Annotated in this window: 15 protein-coding genes; 7 read left to right on the top strand and 8 right to left on the bottom strand. The window is 30.7% G+C overall.

The features are described from left to right. The first annotated feature begins 39 nt into the window (after positions 1-39). Positions 40-471, top strand: coding sequence for a helix-turn-helix transcriptional regulator (locus RR409_RS11190; protein WP_332557865.1), 432 nt, complete (start codon positions 40-42; stop codon positions 469-471). A gap of 387 nt (positions 472-858) precedes the next feature. On the opposite strand, the gene RR409_RS11185 is transcribed toward RR409_RS11190, so the two are convergent. The 3 genes from RR409_RS11185 to RR409_RS11175 all read right to left on the bottom strand — a co-directional run bounded on the left by RR409_RS11185 (position 859) and on the right by RR409_RS11175 (position 4,123). Continuing rightward, a complete protein-coding gene (locus RR409_RS11185) occupies positions 859-1,617 on the bottom strand; it encodes a hypothetical protein (protein WP_332557838.1) in 759 nt (252 codons plus the stop codon). Between the two features lie 34 nt (positions 1,618-1,651). Further along, the gene (locus RR409_RS11180; RefSeq protein ID WP_332557837.1) at positions 1,652-2,587 is read right to left on the bottom strand and encodes a hypothetical protein; all 936 of its coding nucleotides are present in this window, start codon (positions 2,585-2,587) and stop codon (positions 1,652-1,654) included. Positions 2,588-3,403: 816 nt separating this feature from the next. Further along, positions 3,404-4,123: an N-acetylmuramoyl-L-alanine amidase gene (locus RR409_RS11175; protein ID WP_332557836.1), complete on the bottom strand. Its 720-nt coding sequence runs from the start codon at positions 4,121-4,123 to the stop codon at positions 3,404-3,406. A 67-nt stretch (positions 4,124-4,190) separates the two neighbouring features. Here RR409_RS11175 and RR409_RS11170 point away from each other — a divergent pair, with 67 nt between their 5' ends. Then, positions 4,191-4,772, top strand: coding sequence for a sigma-70 family RNA polymerase sigma factor (locus RR409_RS11170; protein WP_332557835.1), 582 nt, complete (start codon positions 4,191-4,193; stop codon positions 4,770-4,772). 93 nt (positions 4,773-4,865) lie between these two features. Here the strand turns inward: RR409_RS11170 and RR409_RS11165 are convergent, their stop codons facing one another. The 5 genes from RR409_RS11165 to RR409_RS11145 form a co-directional block, all read right to left on the bottom strand. After that, entirely contained in the window at positions 4,866-5,978 is a 1,113-nt protein-coding gene (locus RR409_RS11165) for an ATP-binding protein (RefSeq protein ID WP_332557834.1), read from the bottom strand. Positions 5,979-6,555: 577 nt separating this feature from the next. Continuing rightward, positions 6,556-7,053 (bottom strand): GNAT family N-acetyltransferase, encoded by a 498-nt coding sequence (locus RR409_RS11160; RefSeq protein WP_332557833.1) that lies wholly within the window; start codon positions 7,051-7,053, stop codon positions 6,556-6,558. Between the two features lie 71 nt (positions 7,054-7,124). Next, a complete protein-coding gene (locus RR409_RS11155) occupies positions 7,125-7,586 on the bottom strand; it encodes a GNAT family N-acetyltransferase (protein ID WP_332557832.1) in 462 nt (153 codons plus the stop codon). 628 nt (positions 7,587-8,214) lie between these two features. Next, complete coding sequence (locus RR409_RS11150; protein ID WP_332557831.1) at positions 8,215-8,589, bottom strand: hypothetical protein; 375 nt, start codon at positions 8,587-8,589, stop codon at positions 8,215-8,217. A 50-nt stretch (positions 8,590-8,639) separates the two neighbouring features. Further along, entirely contained in the window at positions 8,640-15,506 is a 6,867-nt protein-coding gene (locus tag RR409_RS11145) for a DNRLRE domain-containing protein (RefSeq protein WP_332557830.1), read from the bottom strand. A 1,348-nt stretch (positions 15,507-16,854) separates the two neighbouring features. Between RR409_RS11145 and RR409_RS11140 the strand changes: the two genes are divergently transcribed. From RR409_RS11140 to RR409_RS11120, 5 genes are all read left to right on the top strand, one after another. Next, positions 16,855-17,169, top strand: coding sequence for a hypothetical protein (locus RR409_RS11140; RefSeq protein ID WP_332557829.1), 315 nt, complete (start codon positions 16,855-16,857; stop codon positions 17,167-17,169). Between the two features lie 186 nt (positions 17,170-17,355). Further along, complete coding sequence (locus tag RR409_RS11135; RefSeq protein WP_332557828.1) at positions 17,356-17,556, top strand: hypothetical protein; 201 nt, start codon at positions 17,356-17,358, stop codon at positions 17,554-17,556. A 48-nt stretch (positions 17,557-17,604) separates the two neighbouring features. Then, positions 17,605-18,033 (top strand): hypothetical protein, encoded by a 429-nt coding sequence (locus RR409_RS11130; RefSeq protein WP_332557827.1) that lies wholly within the window; start codon positions 17,605-17,607, stop codon positions 18,031-18,033. Between the two features lie 56 nt (positions 18,034-18,089). Further along, positions 18,090-18,329 (top strand): SMI1/KNR4 family protein, encoded by a 240-nt coding sequence (locus tag RR409_RS11125; protein WP_332557826.1) that lies wholly within the window; start codon positions 18,090-18,092, stop codon positions 18,327-18,329. 11 nt (positions 18,330-18,340) lie between these two features. Continuing rightward, complete coding sequence (locus RR409_RS11120; RefSeq protein WP_332557864.1) at positions 18,341-18,604, top strand: SMI1/KNR4 family protein; 264 nt, start codon at positions 18,341-18,343, stop codon at positions 18,602-18,604. The last annotated feature ends 256 nt before the right edge of the window (positions 18,605-18,860 follow it).

Below are 18,860 nucleotides of genomic sequence, written 5' to 3'. Positions count from 1 at the left end.
AATCAAAGTGCAACATTAAATAGAAGTTTTTCAACTTCCATTTCTAAATATACCCCAAAAGCCATAGATTATACTACTCTAGGTGGAAGAATTAAATCAGAAAGACTTAGATTATGTTATAGTCAGAAATCCTTATCTAATATAATTGGTACAACTGAAAGTGCTATAAATAATTATGAAAGAAATACTTGCGAACCTTCTAAAGATATTTTGAAAAAGCTTCTTAATATAGTAGATAAAAACTTTATCATTAGTAATGATGAGTATATTGAATTTTTACTATCCGATTATGTTAGTAAATTAAAAAAATGGAGAAGTGAAAATAATTTAAGTCTAAGGGCTGCAGCTAGAATTCTTGGTGTAGATCAAAGTAGTTATCAGTCTTGGGAAAGCTCTACATATAATATTAGTAGAAAAACATATTATAAAATTAGAGATAAATTGAATGAAATTATAAAAGGCAGGGATTAACCTGCCTTTTAAATATCATGAATTGCTCCAGAATAAATCTAATACAAATAAGGAGGAATCTATTGGAAGGTATTTTAACGGTAAAATGAATTTAGCCTTTGAATTTTATGAAAAATTAAAAAATCTAGTCGCAATCTAATCTTTTCAAATGGGCAACCCTATAAGCCGAGTTCTGTATTTGACAAAGCATATATAAACCCGTTCAAATCTTTATACTCAATCATATGGTTAACCATTTTAATATACATAAAAAGTAGTGTTTTTATGTAGATTGGCACCGAACTGACAATATGAAAATTTGCCAGTCTTTTTTAGCTAATATTTCGAATCAATATCAATATTATAAATTTTTATTTAGAGAACTTATAATATTAATTTGCAAATTACTTATATACCGTCTTCAAAGAACCACCTTTTATTTAAATCATTTGTTACTGATGAAGTAGAGCTACTTCCATGACAACACCCGCATTCTATTTCGACAGTAATTCTATCCTTCCTATCGTTTAATTCACATTTTTCCTTTTCTTCTTCTTTTTTCTTAATTTCATTAATAGTTTCAATTCCCATTGATATTCCATATACTGAAAAGCATTGATATATATTAAAAAGAAAACTTTTAATTTCTATATATGAATAAAAAACTATTAAAAAGTATGTACTAATAAGCAATACTTTTACACCAACTTCCAATTGTTTCAAAAAAATAACAAAGTTACTTTTTATAACAATCGTAAATATAAAACTACTAATTATTATACTCAAGTAAACTAATGAAAGCTTTAAAAAATGTAAATTATAAGCTTTAAACAATGAAATGTCATTTGTTTTATTGGTAAGTAAAATTGTAACCATTTCCTTGCTAGTTAAAGCTTGAAAAAGTGCATACCCAGTAAAAACTATTCCAAATAATGCTAAAGTTATATTTAATGTAAATTCCAATAATTCTTTAGTAATTTCGCAGGAGTTCTCAGCAATCATAATATTATTGAAAAAAATTAAAAAGGCACAATATGTTATTACTAATATAATAATCATACTGGCTGAAGGGACAGAAGGCTTAACAATTAATTTTAATATGTCCTTAAACTTTTTTTCTTTACCAAGTTCACTACAACCTTCTTTAATAGATTTTACTTTGGACATAAACTTCCTCCCTCATTCTAAATAATAAAATGCTCTATTTATTTATAAACTGTTTTAAAAACGGTATTTTCCTTTTATAATTTCCACTATTATCTGGACTTACTTTAAATAACTGGTCCTTAAACTTCACTAATTCAATTATTTTTGAAGAGTCTTTCTCAATATTATTTTCCAGTTCAAACTTCATTTTAAAATTATCACTAAATCCTTTGTTAGTTATGTTACCAGTACTACCACTCTTATAGACTACCTCCAACTTAGATTTAACTATTCCTTGAGTATCACTGATTAATTGTCCAACATTATTAATCTGAGTTGGTGAATTTATAATATAACTACTTGTATTTCCCCCTACATTTTCCAACTGTTCAAGTAACCCATCAATTGTATCATTGAAATCAAAATCACCATTAGTTGGATAAATTTTCATAATAAGCCTTTTAATTTTTTTAACATCTTCTAGTTTTTTAGCGATTGAGTCTAAGGATGGTAAATCTACTACATTAAGTCGCGCAAAGGGTAATTTATTTTCTTTTTCTCTTTGTCCATTCTCGGTAACTTGATATTTTCTCATAATATACTTTACTGTTGCACTAAAACTTCTTAGATCAGGACTCCCCTTTTGATTTTTAACCAAAACCATTCTGTGATTTTCTAGAAATATTATAAAAATAGAAAAAGGATCTGCTGGGTATTTAAAATCAGTTAATTTTAATTTTCCGTCTTCACGCTTTGATTTCACTTCTAGAACTGTGCTTTTAACAATTAAACCAGCTAATGCAAACTTCTCTGGCTCAAACTCAATTAATTTTACGTTCTCAAGAAAAAACTCTGTATCCTCGCTAATTTCACGAACAATGCCACTCGTAAAAGCTGGTAATACAAATTCCTCTAAATAATTAAGCATAGGTTCTTCTTTAACGCCAAAAGTACAATTGAAATTAGCTAAACTAACTTGTTTCTCATTCAATCTTTTTCATCCCCTCGTAACTATCAAAATAAACCCTTAAAATATTAATATCTTGATATTAATTAAAAACAAAATATACAAATTATAATTCTACAATATTTTACATATTCCTTCTTTTACAACAGAATTACTAGAAACATTAAATGAAGCCACTTGGACATGCCCAGGGCAAGTCCACCTTGAACAACCTCTTGCCTCAAGGCGTGGTTAAGCAACCGAAAGAAATTAATTGAAAAACCCTTCTACTTCTAATTGCAAATATACACTTTACAACAGAAATATTAAAAGAAACATCAATAAAAGCTCACAAAAATACAAACCTTTGTTTGTATTTTCCATGTTTTTACTTTATAATTATAAGTATAGAAAATAATTAGCTTTTCCATCGAAAATCTTATTCCACATTCCATATTTATTTCTTCAGGAGCCTATCACCCAAGGCAATATAGCGTTTTCCCCTATAAAATAAATAAGGCGATGAAGAAAGTTTAATTTAAACTATTTCTTCCATCGCCGATTGCCTACCTATAGGGGAAATTCTTTAAAGTCAATATGCTCGCACCCTAGAGCTACCCTCCATTGACTTTAAAGAAAGCTTTTTTATGAAGTTATTTATTGGTATATATTTATGTGATTTTACCAATGAAATTTTTTCTTTCTTTTAAACTCCTTCTGCTATAAACTCGCTATATATAACTCCTACTAAATATAAGCCCATTCCATCTTACTTAGTTTTTTGAATTTGCTTAAACTCCCTCCCAAACCCCTATTTAATAATAACGCCTAATAATTACACTAGGTATTAATTTGTAATTACTACTTCACTCTTAGCCTTTGCCCTGGATAAATAATGTTTGGATCCTTAATGTTATTTAACTCAATAATCCTGTGGAGTGTAACCCCATACTTTCTAGTTAAAGCCCATATGGTATCCCCTGCCACCACAGTATGATATATACCATTATCTGCAACTTCTTCTTTAGCTACAGTTACCTCAGATGTAACCTTAATATTTAAGGCTTTACAAATCCCAACAAATATAGCCTCTGCCATGCTTTTCATATTATAGTTTTTCATATCAATTTCACTATCACAGAAAGCACATTCAATTAATATGGCTGGCATTTTTGTTTTATTAAGCACATACAAGTCGCGTCGAAACTTCACTCCCCTATTTCTAAAACCAAGCTTCACAATTTCAGGTAGAATCGTCTTCGCAAAGTTTTCTGCTCTTTCTTCAGGATAACAAAGTATCTCGGTACCATATCCCCCTGAGCATGCATTGTGATGAATAGATATGAAATAATCAGCACCACCATTATTAGCAGCTAAAACCCTCTTACTCAAAGAATCTCCGTGACTTATAGGATTTTTGGGTGTACAGTCTATAACTATTATTCCTACAGAGCTGCATTTTTTCATAAGCTTTGAGCCCACCTCAAAGTTTAAGGAATCTTCTCTTTTTATTCCTACAGCTCCACTATCAAATTTAACATTATGGCCTATATCAATAGCCAATTTTATTATGTTACTCATGTGATCAACCTCCTCAGCAAAGATATATGCCATTACAGCATTAATTCGTGTTGAAAGGAGTAATTTTATGAATTTTAGTAAAATCGAAAACTTAGTAATTCTATCAAAGAAAGGTGACACAGAAGCCAAGGAAGAATTAGTCGGAGCCTTTACTCCATTTATCTTAAATCTATCAAAAAAGTCTTATGTAAATGGCTTTGAGTTTGAAGACCTAAAAAATGAATGTTACAAGACTCTCTTTAAATGCGTACAACTTTATAATCCAGACAGACATAGATTTGTTGCCTATGCTACCAATGCAATTAAAAATAATATAAATCATTTAATAAGAGTATCTATTAGACGAGATGATAGTGAAGGACCAAAGACTTTAACCTTAGATGATACACTAGAGCATGTGCTTTTCTGTGATATGGATTTTATTGATGACAAGCTATGTAAAACTGCATTTAATAGAAATCTAATAACTGCAATTAACCAACTTACCAATGATGAACAACAACTTATAGTTTATGTATTTTTTAAGGGTTATACTTTGAAGGGTTATGCAACTTTTACGGGGATTTCCTATAACAGAGCTATTACAATGAAGTTTAATGTGCTTAATAAAATGAAGAGAAATATGAAAAGAGAAGATTATCTTATGTAAAATTAGCTCTCTTTAATACTAAAAGGCAGTTCGTAGAGTTTTAAATAAAACTTTAGAACTGCCAATTTAATATCACTTATTCTTGTCCATTTTTTATTTTTCCTTATCCTTCACCATATAAATAACCATATTGTCAAAACTACGTTCACCAGTTTCCTTTGCAGTATCCACATTAAATAGATCCTTTAACTTTTCAACTTTATCCCAAGGGCGACTATATTGTATAGTAACTTCTGATTTTTTAAATTTATCCCTATGTTTATCTATAAAGGAATACATGCAGTCTAATATATCACTATAAGCTTTTGAACTTGTAACTATATCATCCTTGGTAGATAAAACAGGTAAATTCTTGATATTATCACTGTTAATTAAGACTTCTCCAACAAAGCTTTCGTAGCTACAACCTGTTTTTATTAATTTCTTTCTCCATAAGGTTTTCTGACTCTTATCTCTATGAAGTATTACTCTACCATTAATAATAATATCCCATCCATTAGCCTTTGTATCTACGTTGTTATAAAGTATTACTTTAATATTCATGCCATTCTTAATATAGGTAGGTGACTCTGCTACTTTATCCCCTTCTACAAATATTGGTTTTATTTCCTCATCATTTACTTTGATAACAAATCCTGATTTCAATTTAAATCTATATCTAACCGCAATTTCATTTTTAAGATTTTCTATAAAACCAGCTCTCGAAAAATCTCTAGATATATTATCATAAAAATGTTTAACTGAAATCGTCACACCATTTGCACTAACCTCATTATACTTTACTTCATTAATAAGTAAATCCCAATTATTTTCTTTTCCCCATCGTTCTACATCCATTGTTACACTGAAGGAATAATCATTTCTATTAGAAGAAATTTTTATATCTTTACCAAACTTTAGAAATGCCCTCTTAAGACCTATGCCATGTCCTCCTTCATCTTCCAGTGAAGACCCAATCTTAAATGCATCTCCCAATGCCTTTTCTTTTGATATTCCTCCACAATTATCTGTGATCGCAAATGTAGATTTATCAATTCTTAAATTAACATAGAACTCGCTTAATCTTTTCGGGTATTTGCTAGTTTCGGCTGCATTAATAGAATTATCTATTAAATCAAATATTGCAGCTTCAACTCTTATATCTCCAGTGATCGTGTTAATAATATAAAGTTTAGTTGGTCCTGCTGATACTTTTTTATTTGTCATACTTCCACTCAAATAAATTACTTTCATACTATTATATTTAATACAAAGTACCAATATGCAACTATATGTTTAAATTTACCTGGGGTCGTTGTTTTTCGTAGGGGATAGGGTGGGTGGTTCGAAAAATATCGAGCCCAGGTGTGATCCCCTTTTCGTTAGCTTTCGAAGGGGTTGGGTGGGCGGAACGAAAGGTATCGAAAAGGATTTGTAAAGTAGAACTCAATTATTTCAAATTCTTAGTTTTACTGGATCTGATAAGATAATTTTGGGGACAAGCTTTTATGCTGCCTTTAATGAAATTCTTGAAGTTAAGAAACCTGCAGCTGAATTTCATTATAGCAGCTAAGTCATTTAATCATTCTAAAAATGTAGTGAAAGCAAATGAAGAATTACTTATATACGCTTTGGTTTTACCCTTAGTTTTCTCTACCATCATTAAATACCTTAAATAGAAAAAATTAAGAGGATAACATGCCGTTATCCTCTTAATTTCTTTAATATATATTTACTTAACAATTTACTTAAATATCTTCATTATTCGAATATAGAATCTTTTAATAAGTTACATATGGATACTTTAGGTTTGTGCGAAAGTCTCAAGTAAATATTCATCTACATGTGCCCTAAAATACCCATAGCTATTAATTGATCCAGTACTTACTTTCTTAAAACCTATGCTTTCATGAAGCTTTATTGATGCTGTGTTTTTATTTGCGATATGCACAAATATCTCCTCATTGGTTGTATTTCTTAACATGTCAATGCCTTCTAAAACCATTGATTTGCCTATTCCTTTTTTTCTCTCAGGTGAAATTACTTCCAAACCCTCAATTAACCATTTATTATTGCAAAAGGGCGTTCTCCAAAACCTAACAACCCCTACAATACTATCTTCTTTTTCAGCAATAATTGTAATCTTATCTCCAGGAATCTCGTGAGAAAACCATGTTTCCCACCATTTAAAACAATTCCCAAAGTTTTGAGGTTCCTCATATGTTAAAACTGTAGATAATTGCTCCATTAAATTTTTACTTATATCTTCTACTCTAATTCTCCTAATAGATATTAAACTCATAATTCCTCCTATTGAATTCCATCTCACTTTCCCTAACACATATATAAATACCTACGTGGTTTAAGCACTAACTACCCTATATTTTTCAGTTTATACTCCATAGTTATTTCATCTTCATCTACTTCACCTGTATGGTGAAATCCCATGTTGAGATATAAATTCCGTGCTGGCTCATCCCCTTCTATATAACAAAGGAATATTGATTCATATTTTTCTTCCTTCTTTATCATTGATAGCCAAAGCTCCATAGCTGTCTTCCCATAACCCTTTCCTTGATATTCCTCATCAATCATAAATTGATCAAGGACACAGTATAGCTTTTCATTCTTTACAAATTCTCGCTGCATAATCATCCCTATTGGCACATCATGGCTATAAATACCATGTACCCTACTGTTGTAATTTCTATATGCATATGCCTTTGCTAGTATTGTGACGTTTGAAGCAACAAACTTTTTCTGATGTTCTTTAACCTTTAAAGAGTTAAAAACTCGCCAATTATCTGGTGTAATGGGATTGAAATGTATACTCATATTTAACCTCACAAAGTAAAAATTTATATATAATCCGTGGTTTACTTAGTGTATATATATTCCAGGTATGTCATCCTTTATGACCTGATTCATAGAGCTAAAGGTATTTAAACGTATTATCCTGAAAGTCATGTTTTATATGAAGCATTGCTTAACAATGTGTATTATTATAATACATTATTTTAGACAAGCTTTTGTGCTTCCTTTATTGATTTCTTAAAGTTAAGAATCCTACAGCTGAATAGCTTGACTAAAAATTTCTTTTGTTCAATAATTTTGAATTAAAGCCAACAAAAAAAGAGCAGATAATCTCTGCTCTCTCAAATAATTTAAAGAATTAATAATCATATTTTTACTCATACACTATATAAGTAGGATTTAAGGGTAGTTTTTGCAAAATATTTCAATTCCCATAAAATTTATAAATTTTATATGGTATTTATTTGATTTAATATAGTCTTATGTTAACTATTATGGTTATTCTAACTAATTAGTTCTACTCTATCTGTTTACTCATTTATATTATATTTTATTTTATTAATTATATATATATTGAGTAACTTTTTAAATATTTTTCAACTAATTCTAAATTATTTCTACAAGCTATAGCATCAATTGTTTTAAAATATCAACTTTGTTGTTTTCTAGCATTGTATGCTGCATACAACGGTATCAAATTTGATGCAAACAAAATAAATAAAACTACACCTAGTGGTTTTCTAACAACATTATCTACTTGTGGAAACCCTTCTTTTAAAACCATTCCTATAGATAAAAAAATACCAAATATAAAGAATATTATGCTTGAGATTATAGAATATTTCCTTACATCTTTATCCTTCTCTCTTATAGACTTTATCACATATATCACTAGTATAGTAATAAATAAAAATATCTTTGTTTGCAAATCAATGTTATCCAACCCTACAAACTCGAGAATCTTTCTAGTTAATACTACTGCAATAATTCCTGAAGAACTTATTAGTAGTTCTTTTTTACCCATAAACGTCCTCCTTGCCTGTTTTATTTCTCTATATACTTAAACTTATATTTTTATTCTCTTTTAAATAAATAGTTCTTAAACAATTCTGCTCCATAACTTGCTGCAACACCACCTACCGGGCCACCCAAAATTCCCCCTACTGCTGCTACTAAATCTATTCCTGACCTAGCTGTTGCCTCACCAAATCCATATTCTTTATAGTTATCTATAACTCCTCCAACTGTCATAAAAATTCCAATAACCCCAAGTGCCTTTAGTCCTCCTTTTAGATATTTCACTGATGTAGGTGCTGGAATCATTAATGGATAAGAATGTCTTGCTTGTGCTCTATTAAAGACTACCAGCACTTGATTAGAAATATTATCAAGAATATGCATTTCAGCAAGTTCATCTACAAAAGATACTAGCAACCCTTTCGATAATGCTTTACCTTGCGATGTATCAATACCCAAAGCCGTTGGTTCTTTATATGCAGGTTGATTTCTTTTTGCATTATTCATAGCAGCATAAGAAGCTTCTCTCATTTCATCAGTTTCTTCATCCATCGTATATACAGATCTAAAACCTGATGGGTCTTTTGCCATTATAGGATTATTTTTAGTGTACGCAAAAATGTTATGCCCTAATAATTCTCCCAAGCTACCTGCGATAGCATCTGCATTAATAAACCTTCCCCATTCAGGATTATAATACCTTGATTGTAGATAATACAACCCAGTCTCGGTATCATACCTATACCCTCTATATCTGTATGGATTTTTAACTCCAAGAGAATCTTTAAGAGTACCTTCTATGGATATAAGTTTACCCCAAGTGTCATAAGTATAGTTTACAACTTCATGGCCATATTTATCTACTAAGGATATTATATCCCCTTGAGCATTTCTTACATAGAAGTATTCTTTGTTTACTTCACTTGTTTTTCCTTCTTCATATACCCTTATGTTTGTTATATAAATATTAGCTGGATTTGGATTACTTAAGTTATTAAAGAATCTTAAGCTTGATGCTGTCATGTCTGGTGAAGCAGAACTTATTGTTTCTTTAAACTTTTGAACAGTAGTTTTTGCTACTGGGTATCTTTCTGGCAGCGTATCTGGGAATAAGTCTACATTGAATTGTACCTCTTGTTCCTCCGACCAGTAGTCAAACTCCAACACGTAGTTAGTGCTAGGTTTTAGTGCAATTAGCGGTGACCAGATATTTGGAATGCTTTGACCTTTGTTTAGCTTTATAGCTCTTACTGTATTTTCTGTGCCTGGGATTGTAGCATTTACATATTCCATACCGCTTTTGTTAGTGGAACCTTCAAATATACCTATTTCACTCTTACCTTCAACTTCATTAACAGTCTCAATAGAATTTAAGCTCATGCTTACTAGCTTACCGCTAGCATCATAAGTATAGTATATCTTATCACTGCCACTTCCTTCAAAGGTTACCTTATCTCCTACAAGATGATAATTTGTGGTAACTCCATCTACTGTTTTTTCTGTTCTTATACCACTATCGTTATACTTGTAAGATATATTTTTCCCGTTTCCATTAATGTTCTTTAGCTGTCTTCCCATTTCCCAGGTGAAATTGTATCCATCGTAGGTTAGTGGATTACCTATTTGGTCATAAGTTATAGCTTTCCCATTATAGGAGCTTAATTTGTCCTTCCAAATTGCATCCTCATAAGTATAATTAGTTACTTTTGTAGGGGAGTGAACTGCAGTAACTTCACCCTCTATAGGCTCATACTCTTTTTTGTTTAGAATATTCCCACCTGCGTCATAACTATAGACTATAGTTTTACCTAAAATTCCGTTATCCTCTCTAATAACTTCATTAAGCTCATTATAATAATACTTTATGGTTTTGCCATTTTCTACAATAGTTTCAATGTTTCCATTTTTATCGTAGGTGTAGGCTATTTCCTTGCCACTGTTTATTATTTTCTCAATTTGGCTTGTGGTACTGTTTGCTTCAAACCCAGCCTTATATTGATACTGAGTGTTATAGTTCTCATTTATTTTTGACTCTTTTACTCTTCCAAGTTTGTCAAAGATTTTTTCTATTCTATAATCTACAGCAATTTTATTAGTATAATTCCTGCCATAAATGGTAGTTGTATTTTTATTATCTTTATTATAACCATAACTTGTTTTGTAATTATTGTCTTTTATCTTTTCATTTATTTCAGCTACGTTATTGTTTAAGTCAAAACTATATTTTATTTCACTTGAAGTTTTTGATGTATTTCTATCAATTTCTGTAATTTTATTTAACCTATCAGCTAAATCATAAGTGTATCTATAATTTTTCTTGTTAACTAGATCCTCCTGGAGGGCTAGATTGCTATTACCATCATATTGGTATCTGAACCTTTCTTCTGCACCAAACTTTTTGCCTACTACTCTATCAAAAGCATCATATATATTGGTCACTTTTTGTTCGTTACCATAGGCAGATTCTTTTAGATTGCCATTTCTAGTTTCATAGGTATTTGTTATCAAGTTTTTTGACTCTTGCTGCCCTGAAGAATTTACTCCCTGAACATTTACAGATTTATTATTCCCAAACTCGTCATATTGGAAGTCGTAACTAAAATTATTATGATTTATAGCACTGATTCTGTCATTTGTATAGCTATAACTATTTTTTATAGTTTGTCCATCTGTCACTTTTGAAACGTCTTTTAAATAATTTAACTTATCATCATAACTATAGCTTGTAACGTGACCCTTTGCATCAGTGACCTTGTTTACATTCCCCTTTATTTCATCAATTTCGTAATCTACCACATTGCCTAAAGAGTCCGTAATGTTGTCGATGTAGTTTCCACTGGAAGTGTATTTAGCAGTGGATTTTATAAACAATCCATCTCCTTCTACCATAGCCATGGTAGGGTTTCCGCTGTCGTCGTAGTCAAAGGAGTAAACTACGTTTTCTGCTGAAGTTGCCTTTGTAAGGTTATGCTTCTTTGCTGTAATATCCCCCTTATCATATTCATATACAAAACTATTTCCCTTTGGATCAACACTATTTATTAAGTCATTGTTTCCATCATACTGAAAATTAGAATTTTGCTTTGCAAGGTCCTGAGTGGAAACTACATTACCTTTAGAGTCATATTGATAACTTGTACCAAATTCCTCTTTATACAGCTGTATTCCATCAAAGTTCACAGTGCTTGTATTTTGATAGTAGCTAATGTAAACTTGAAGGCTTTTATAATCCTCAGGTGCTATTACTTCTCCAGAAGCATACTGCCACTGAGAAACATCATCATTAAAGGTTATAGTCTTCCATAAAATTGTTCCATCATATTTCACAAACCCAATATCCATTTGAAATAGTCTAGACTCTTTTATAGGGGAAGAATCTACTTTAGCCCATCCTCCTAATACGTAAACATCATCTTTTTTACCAGCAATATTAACATTTTGATATATTCCTTTGTTAACTTTGGCATTTCCATTTATCCTCATGGACAAAGTATTCATTCCCATAGGGTGGGTGCTATTATCGTAAGCTACATAGTCAGTAGCATCAATTCCAGTATTAGAAGTCCAATACAGCGGTTTCCAAGTAGTATTATCCCATAGTGTAAAGTCTGAGTTTTCTATAAGATTATATCTATTTGCAAATTGTCCTTCTTCCAGTTGAAGACTATCAAAGTATGCAGTTCCAGTAGCATTAAGCATCTCTACTGCAATCCATATATTTTCATCAGAAATATTACTTGGCAGGGTAAAACTTTTTTCATATCTTGTCCAATCAGTAGTACCATTAATATATTCTCTTACATATTGCCACTGACCTGCAGCATCTTTGTAGGATATGGCAAGGGTTGCCCCTAGATTCTCACCGCTGGTAACTCCTTTAGTTTTTACATAACCAGAGAGAGTATAGGTTTTTCCCTTCGTGAGCTTTATATACTGTGAAAAATATGTGTAAGATTGAGCTGCATTATATAGTTTTAAGGCTTTGCTTCCTAAATATTTATCTTCTGTGGTAACTGTTGCTGATGCATTTAACGGTGTCCATCCTCCAGTTAGTTCTGCATTATGATTAACTAATTGGTTTACCACTGTGCTTTGAAGTTTTGAACTTTGATTTAATTTACTTTTATTGTCGCTCTGATTGTACTTATAATGCTGCGCTTTATCCTCTGAATCCTTTATGCTTATGGTTTGTCCACTATTATCAAATTGATAAATTTCTTTTCTTCCCTTTGTATCTGTAAAGGTTGTGGTATTATTTCCATATTCCATAGTAATTTCATTTCCATAGAGATTATTATTCCATTCATAGACTCTTTTCGCTCTATACGGAGCACTGGAAGTGTACTCGTACCAAATAGAGAAATTATCTATATTTGTTACTCCGTGAAGATTATAGTTTGGATAATAATTAAACTTAGAAGACTTCCCATCAGGATAAGTAATTTGAGTTAAGTTATTATAATTACTTGCTGGGTCAAGGATAAACTTAGTAATTAAGCCGCTGGCGTCTTCCATTTCTGTAAGATATCCACTACTGTTGTAGCGAAGCTTTACTGTTCTGCTTGCTGCATCTGTTAAAGCAGTAATCATCCATACATTATTTCCAGTGGACTGTTCCCATTTTACAGTGGTTTTATTACCATTTCTATCTGTAAAGCTCTCAACAGAACCAGTAACATCTCCAAAAAATCTTATTTTGTTATCATTTTTATCTTTAATATTTTTCCAATATCCTCCACTTTCTATGGTTAGAGTATATCCCTGATTTAAATCATCTTTAATTTCACTAGTTCCGTTATCTTTGAAGTAAATATTTGTCCCGTCACTGTCAGTATACTTATAGTACCACTGTCCACTTATCTTTTCACTAACTAGCCATTGATAAACATTAAGATTCCAACCTCTTCCCATCCAAGGCTTAGCTGGATCATAGCCAAGATTATTACTGTTATAAACGTGGTTAATGTTTATTGGATTCCTGCTACCTGTCATTGCTATATCATTATGAATGTGAACTACATTTCCGTTATAATCATTTACGTAGCCATTACCAGCTCTTCCTACCGATTGAGAGTGGTAAGTCCAGTAACTTTCAAGACCAGAATTACTCACATACTGAATTCCAATTATTGGCCTATATCCTGCATATGCTGGTGCAGAATCTGAAGAAACGAAAGCATTATAGGTTTCTCCTTCGTTATTATTTTTTAACATTATTCCATAATTTAACCCTGTAGTATACCATTCCTTTACTGTTTTCGTTATATCCCACTGATGATAGGTAAAATAATTTCCAGTAACCATATCGTAATCTTCAATAACAGGATCAAAGGATGGCTGATTACTCCAAGTTGTGTTTAATGGATCCCACCATTTTGTTATTTTGTGAACATTTACCTGAGTTACAGTGCTGTCACTTTCCCATAATGGAATATTTAAACTTGCTCCAACCACCATGTCAGAAGAAGTTAATGCTGGTAAATCAAATTTTAATAAACTTCTGTTTATTCCAGAAGTAGCTCCATTACCTGTAGCTAAAAACTCTGTATTCCATCTGTTAGCTGTGGGACTATTTTGCAAAACAAAAGTATCTTGTATCTTATTTGTATCAATAGAAGTCCCTATAGTTGGATCTATAGTAATTGGATAGACCCTTGATTCACTATTAATCCAGTCACTATTAAGTTTCATAGCAATATTAAGAGTGTTCTTCTTTTTACTGTTGTTATTACTGCTTTGCACATTTGTTGAGTCATTTATTTCACTTTCTTCAACTTTACTTGCATCTATGCCTTCAGTAGCCTTAGGCTCAAGGTCAGTAGTTTGAGTGTCAACTGTTTTGTTTTCTTCTTCTGAATCATCTTGTATATCATTGCTATCTACTGTAGCATCGCTTTCAGTAATTACTTCTTTATTTTCATTGTTATTATTAATGTCGGTAATATTGGTAACTTCATCATTGATAACATTATCATTGGTGTTATTAGCTTCAGTATTTTCTGTGACAGCGTCTTGTGATGTTTGTGTATTATTTGTTGTTGAATTATTAATTTCACCTTCTGTTACAGCAAATTTAACATCTGTACTCACTTCTCCAGCAGCATCATACATTATTGGTGGATCTATTTGGAAAACCTTTTCATTGCTTACCTCATCAAAAAAGGTAATACTATTATTTTCATTTAACTTATAGGTCAAGTTCTTCATTTCAACTTGGAATTGAATTTCTGGAACTGTAGTTTTCTTATTGATTATAAAATTCTCTTTTAACTTCTGTCCTATTATGTTGTACTGTAAATCAATATTTTCATAGGCATTGTAAAAGTTTACTTGAGATGCTGTATTTTTAACTATCTGTTTTGCTTCATTTTCTGAAAGCCCTTGTAGATTTGGTGTTTCTAAGGCCTTTTGTTCACCTTTAACTTTATTTAGATTATTAAAGCTCCAGGAGATTTCATATTTTCCCTTAGACACCCTAACTAAATTCTTTGAATCACTGTGTTTTGCTAATTTCACTTTAAAGTCATTATTTTTATTTTTTATAACTTCTTCTATATTGGTTTTTCCAGTTTCGTCTTGTTCTGTTACAGTGGCTTCTTCTAAGCTATTATCAATATCCTTCCACTGTCCATCTTCATAGTAGTGAACATCCTCTGGATAAATAGCCATTTCATAGGAAAAATCCTCTTTTAAAAAGTATTTTACATTCCTATCACGCTTCTCCTTAATTTCACTAATAATTAACGGATCTTTTTTATTTTCTTCATTTCCTTGGGTGTGTGGGCCTAGCTCATTAGTAGATGTGTTTTCATTTATAGCTTCGAGGGAAAAGTGTAAGCTTTCTGCTAAGACCTCTTTTGGGATTGTGGTGCTTAAAAATAAGATAGTTAAAACAAGTGCAATAAATCTTTTGTATTTCCGCATAATCCACCTCTTAAAAATAATTTTATTTGTTAATAGTTGTTTTACAATGTTAATTTTAAATAGATATTGTATGAATTGATAGTGAGGGGTTAGTGGGAATATAGGAAGTTATATGTAGGTTAGTAAAGTTTAGGGGATAAAGGAACATTATGATTGTAAATTTGTAATACCTAACTTGAGTTCATAGGAATAAATTGATAAAGACTATTCAGCATATTATGGCTTATAATCTTCTACATAGTGCTAAAATTCTAATTGTACTTTCATGAAAGCTTTATTCTCAGTTGTACCAATACATACCAAAGGGTACTATTAATAAAATAAACTATTTTAGACAAGCTTTTGTGCTGCCTTTAAATGGCTATCTTTAAGTTAAGATATCTGCAGCTGAACAGCTTGTCTAAAATTTCCTTTTTGAGATATGAAAGTATTTTTAGTGCTGCCTGAAGTGACATGAAGCGAAGTGGAATGGAGGTTTAGAGCAATGCTATATATACTTTTATATCTCCCTATCACTCTATTTCAAAGATTATTTTTCTTATTTCTTAATTGTAATGGAAAAAACAATCTATGAGTTTTGGATTTTATGGATATGCACCCCATCGGGTACCCAAAGAAAGGATTAGCCTAATGTTTACAGATTCTTGGGTTATAAAGGGCTTGAAGAATTGAAAGACCTTTATAGCCTTAGAATCTGTTACTGATGGCCTGTTCTTTTTTGGGTGATGGAATAGGTGCCCAATTAAAAAAATGCCATAATGGAAACTTACAGGGTAATATTAGTTGAATAGCTTTAGGTATGATTTTAGAAGAAGGTACTTGTACTTTAAGGTTTTAGAAGGTTCTTCTTAGAAGTTTTTTGTAAGAATTTTTTATTATCAGTCAAAGCTTGTTGTATTTAGATAATGTAGCCTTTAAAAGGTTAATTTCTCTCAAAGTGCATTTATTTAGTTAAATTCAAGCAAGTTTAAATTAAAAAGGGATTTGCTAAATTACAAGGATTATTTTAGACCAATACTGCAATGAAATGAAAGTTTTGGTTTAAAATAATCTACCTATTAATACCTATCAAAGTATGTTTAGAGCTTCCTGGAGTGAAACGAAGTGGAGGGAAAGGAAGGGCTATATATACTTTGATTTAGCATGAGATATTAATTTATAGAATTCCGTTGTGAAATAAAGTTAAAATAATATTGTATATTAACTGCATTAGGCTTTGTTATTATTTTGATAATTTGAAATAAAGTTATACATTATATAATATAATGTGAACAAGAATACAGTTATAGATAGTATGTAGTTGTAAAAATTTGCTATACAAGAAAGTATACTTTGAGAGGATAAATTTATGGTTGATGAAAGATTTCAATTAAAAACAATTAAACCGTTTCTTATTGAGGATTTAGGATGGTTTACTTTGGGTATAGTGTTTATATTATTTCCCATATACATGAAGTTTTTGGGGGTATTTTACGCTATACTACTTCCAATAGTTCTAATATACAGTTTCAAAGGAATAATATTGATAGTTATAGACTTGGTTAAGCAAGACAATAAGTGTGAGGAATTAGAGTTATTTGGATTGTATCCACGAAAATTTGATTGGTTAGGATCGAAAAATTATCATGAGATAGAATTTATCCTTAAAAAGGAAAAAAGTTAGCATTGAAAAGCACATTAGAGATTAATATCAAGTTGAGGAGTCGAGTAAAGGTTTGTTACCTAAAAAAGTCAAAAATTCTGTATAGTATTTATTTAGTATAGTACAAAATGTTCATATAATATGTATTTATCCTGGATTTAAGATGGATGAACAATGGTATTAAAATACTAAGGAGACATTTAAACTATGAAAAAAGTTTATAAAAGAGAAGCTTGGCTTTTAGATGAAGATGTTTTATTGGCAGGATACACTGCTAAACGTAAATTTATTCCTCACAATAAGGGAGGCGGATTTTCAAGTCAGAAAATTAGTAAGAAAGATGTAGGAATTGTTTTATTTTACAATAAAGAAGAAGCATTGAAAACTGGATTTCAAATTTCTGAATGAATTCCCAATGGGAATAAATATAAGCTAAAATAATTGGAGGTGAATTAATTGGATAAATCTGAAATGTTAGATGAGGTCAGTAAAATTATCTTTTCAGTACCACAAGAAATATATAGATATTCTGAACCTGATAATTGCTTTAGTGATGAATGGACAGAATGTAGCCCAATGGAAAAAGCATATCTATTGATTGAGGATTTATTAATCAATTTCAATAAGGAAAAAGAGTTAAACAATCAGAGAGTAAGTGTGGATATTAGAGAGATGAATTTAGGTAAAAGTCCTACTTTTTATAATGGAACAGATGAAAATATGTTTTTTAATGCTATTTATACAATGCCTTCATACATAGAAGTAAAAGGATATGGAATGAATTTATATTTATACTACTCTTATCCTATGACAATGGAAGAAAAGAACTTTTTAAAAGGATTACTAAGAAGATATACCATGGACATTCCTAAAGAAATCAAATAAATGATATTTCGTAACTGTAATTAAGTGTAACTCTGATATATATTAAAGGAGATGAGATGGTGAATTTAACTGGCTTAGAAATATTAATAGATTTAATCTGTAATCTCAATGATAATTCACTGTTTAAGCAAGATGGTACACGAAATGAAATAATAGTTGAATTTGAGATGAATAAACCTGCTTCAGAAGAGAAAATACTTAAAGTTGAAAAAGAAATGCAATTTAAGTTTCCATATTCATATAGAGAATTCCTACTAAATTTTGATGGTGGAAGAATATATGATTATAAGGTCTAGATGGCTTTAAACTGCTTGGAACTAAAGATATAAAACTAATTAATAAAGAGGTAGCCAGTGGTTATGAAGAGTACTGGATAAATGACATTTTGATATTCTGTGAACTTATAGGAGAAGGAAATTACTTGGGATTTGACAGAAGAAATAATAAATACAAGGTATTGGATTGTTTTCATGAAGAATTGCCTCAATCATGGTCAGTAATATCAGAGGACTTTGATAAGTGGTTAGAACTGCTTGTACTGAATGAAGGTGCAAAGTTTTGGCTAAATTAAATATAATTTCTTCACAGTATTCTCAATAAGCGACTTAGAGGGTGATAATAAATCACCCTCTTAATTTACGTAAATTTTAATATTACATTTAAACATTCCACCCTTAAAATTAATTCAATATTTTCAAACTTAAAGAATTGTAATTAACAAAGTTGAATAGTGGTTCTATCTTCCCTCTTGAACAATTAATTACTCTAATTCAAATTAATCCTTCAATCCCAGTTACATATTCTGAAAATCCCACTATTTATTGTTA

It is taken from the genome of Clostridium sp., from assembly GCF_036642255.1.
In the GTDB taxonomy this organism is placed as follows: domain Bacteria; phylum Bacillota; class Clostridia; order Clostridiales; family Clostridiaceae; genus Clostridium_J.
This window is presented reverse-complemented; position numbering and strand designations above follow the sequence as displayed.

Coding starts and splice junctions, on each gene's coding strand:
- RR409_RS11170 (WP_332557835.1), top strand. CDS start 4,191: ATGAATTTTAGTAAAATCGAAAACTTAGTAATTCTATCAAAGAAAGGT.
- RR409_RS11140 (WP_332557829.1), top strand. CDS start 16,855: ATGGTTGATGAAAGATTTCAATTAAAAACAATTAAACCGTTTCTTATT.
- RR409_RS11185 (WP_332557838.1), bottom strand. CDS start 1,617: ATGTCCAAAGTAAAATCTATTAAAGAAGGTTGTAGTGAACTTGGTAAA.
- RR409_RS11135 (WP_332557828.1), top strand. CDS start 17,356: ATGAAAAAAGTTTATAAAAGAGAAGCTTGGCTTTTAGATGAAGATGTT.
- RR409_RS11160 (WP_332557833.1), bottom strand. CDS start 7,053: ATGAGTTTAATATCTATTAGGAGAATTAGAGTAGAAGATATAAGTAAA.
- RR409_RS11155 (WP_332557832.1), bottom strand. CDS start 7,586: ATGAGTATACATTTCAATCCCATTACACCAGATAATTGGCGAGTTTTT.
- RR409_RS11175 (WP_332557836.1), bottom strand. CDS start 4,123: ATGAGTAACATAATAAAATTGGCTATTGATATAGGCCATAATGTTAAA.
- RR409_RS11150 (WP_332557831.1), bottom strand. CDS start 8,589: ATGGGTAAAAAAGAACTACTAATAAGTTCTTCAGGAATTATTGCAGTA.
- RR409_RS11165 (WP_332557834.1), bottom strand. CDS start 5,978: ATGACAAATAAAAAAGTATCAGCAGGACCAACTAAACTTTATATTATT.
- RR409_RS11145 (WP_332557830.1), bottom strand. CDS start 15,506: ATGCGGAAATACAAAAGATTTATTGCACTTGTTTTAACTATCTTATTT.
- RR409_RS11125 (WP_332557826.1), top strand. CDS start 18,090: ATGGTGAATTTAACTGGCTTAGAAATATTAATAGATTTAATCTGTAAT.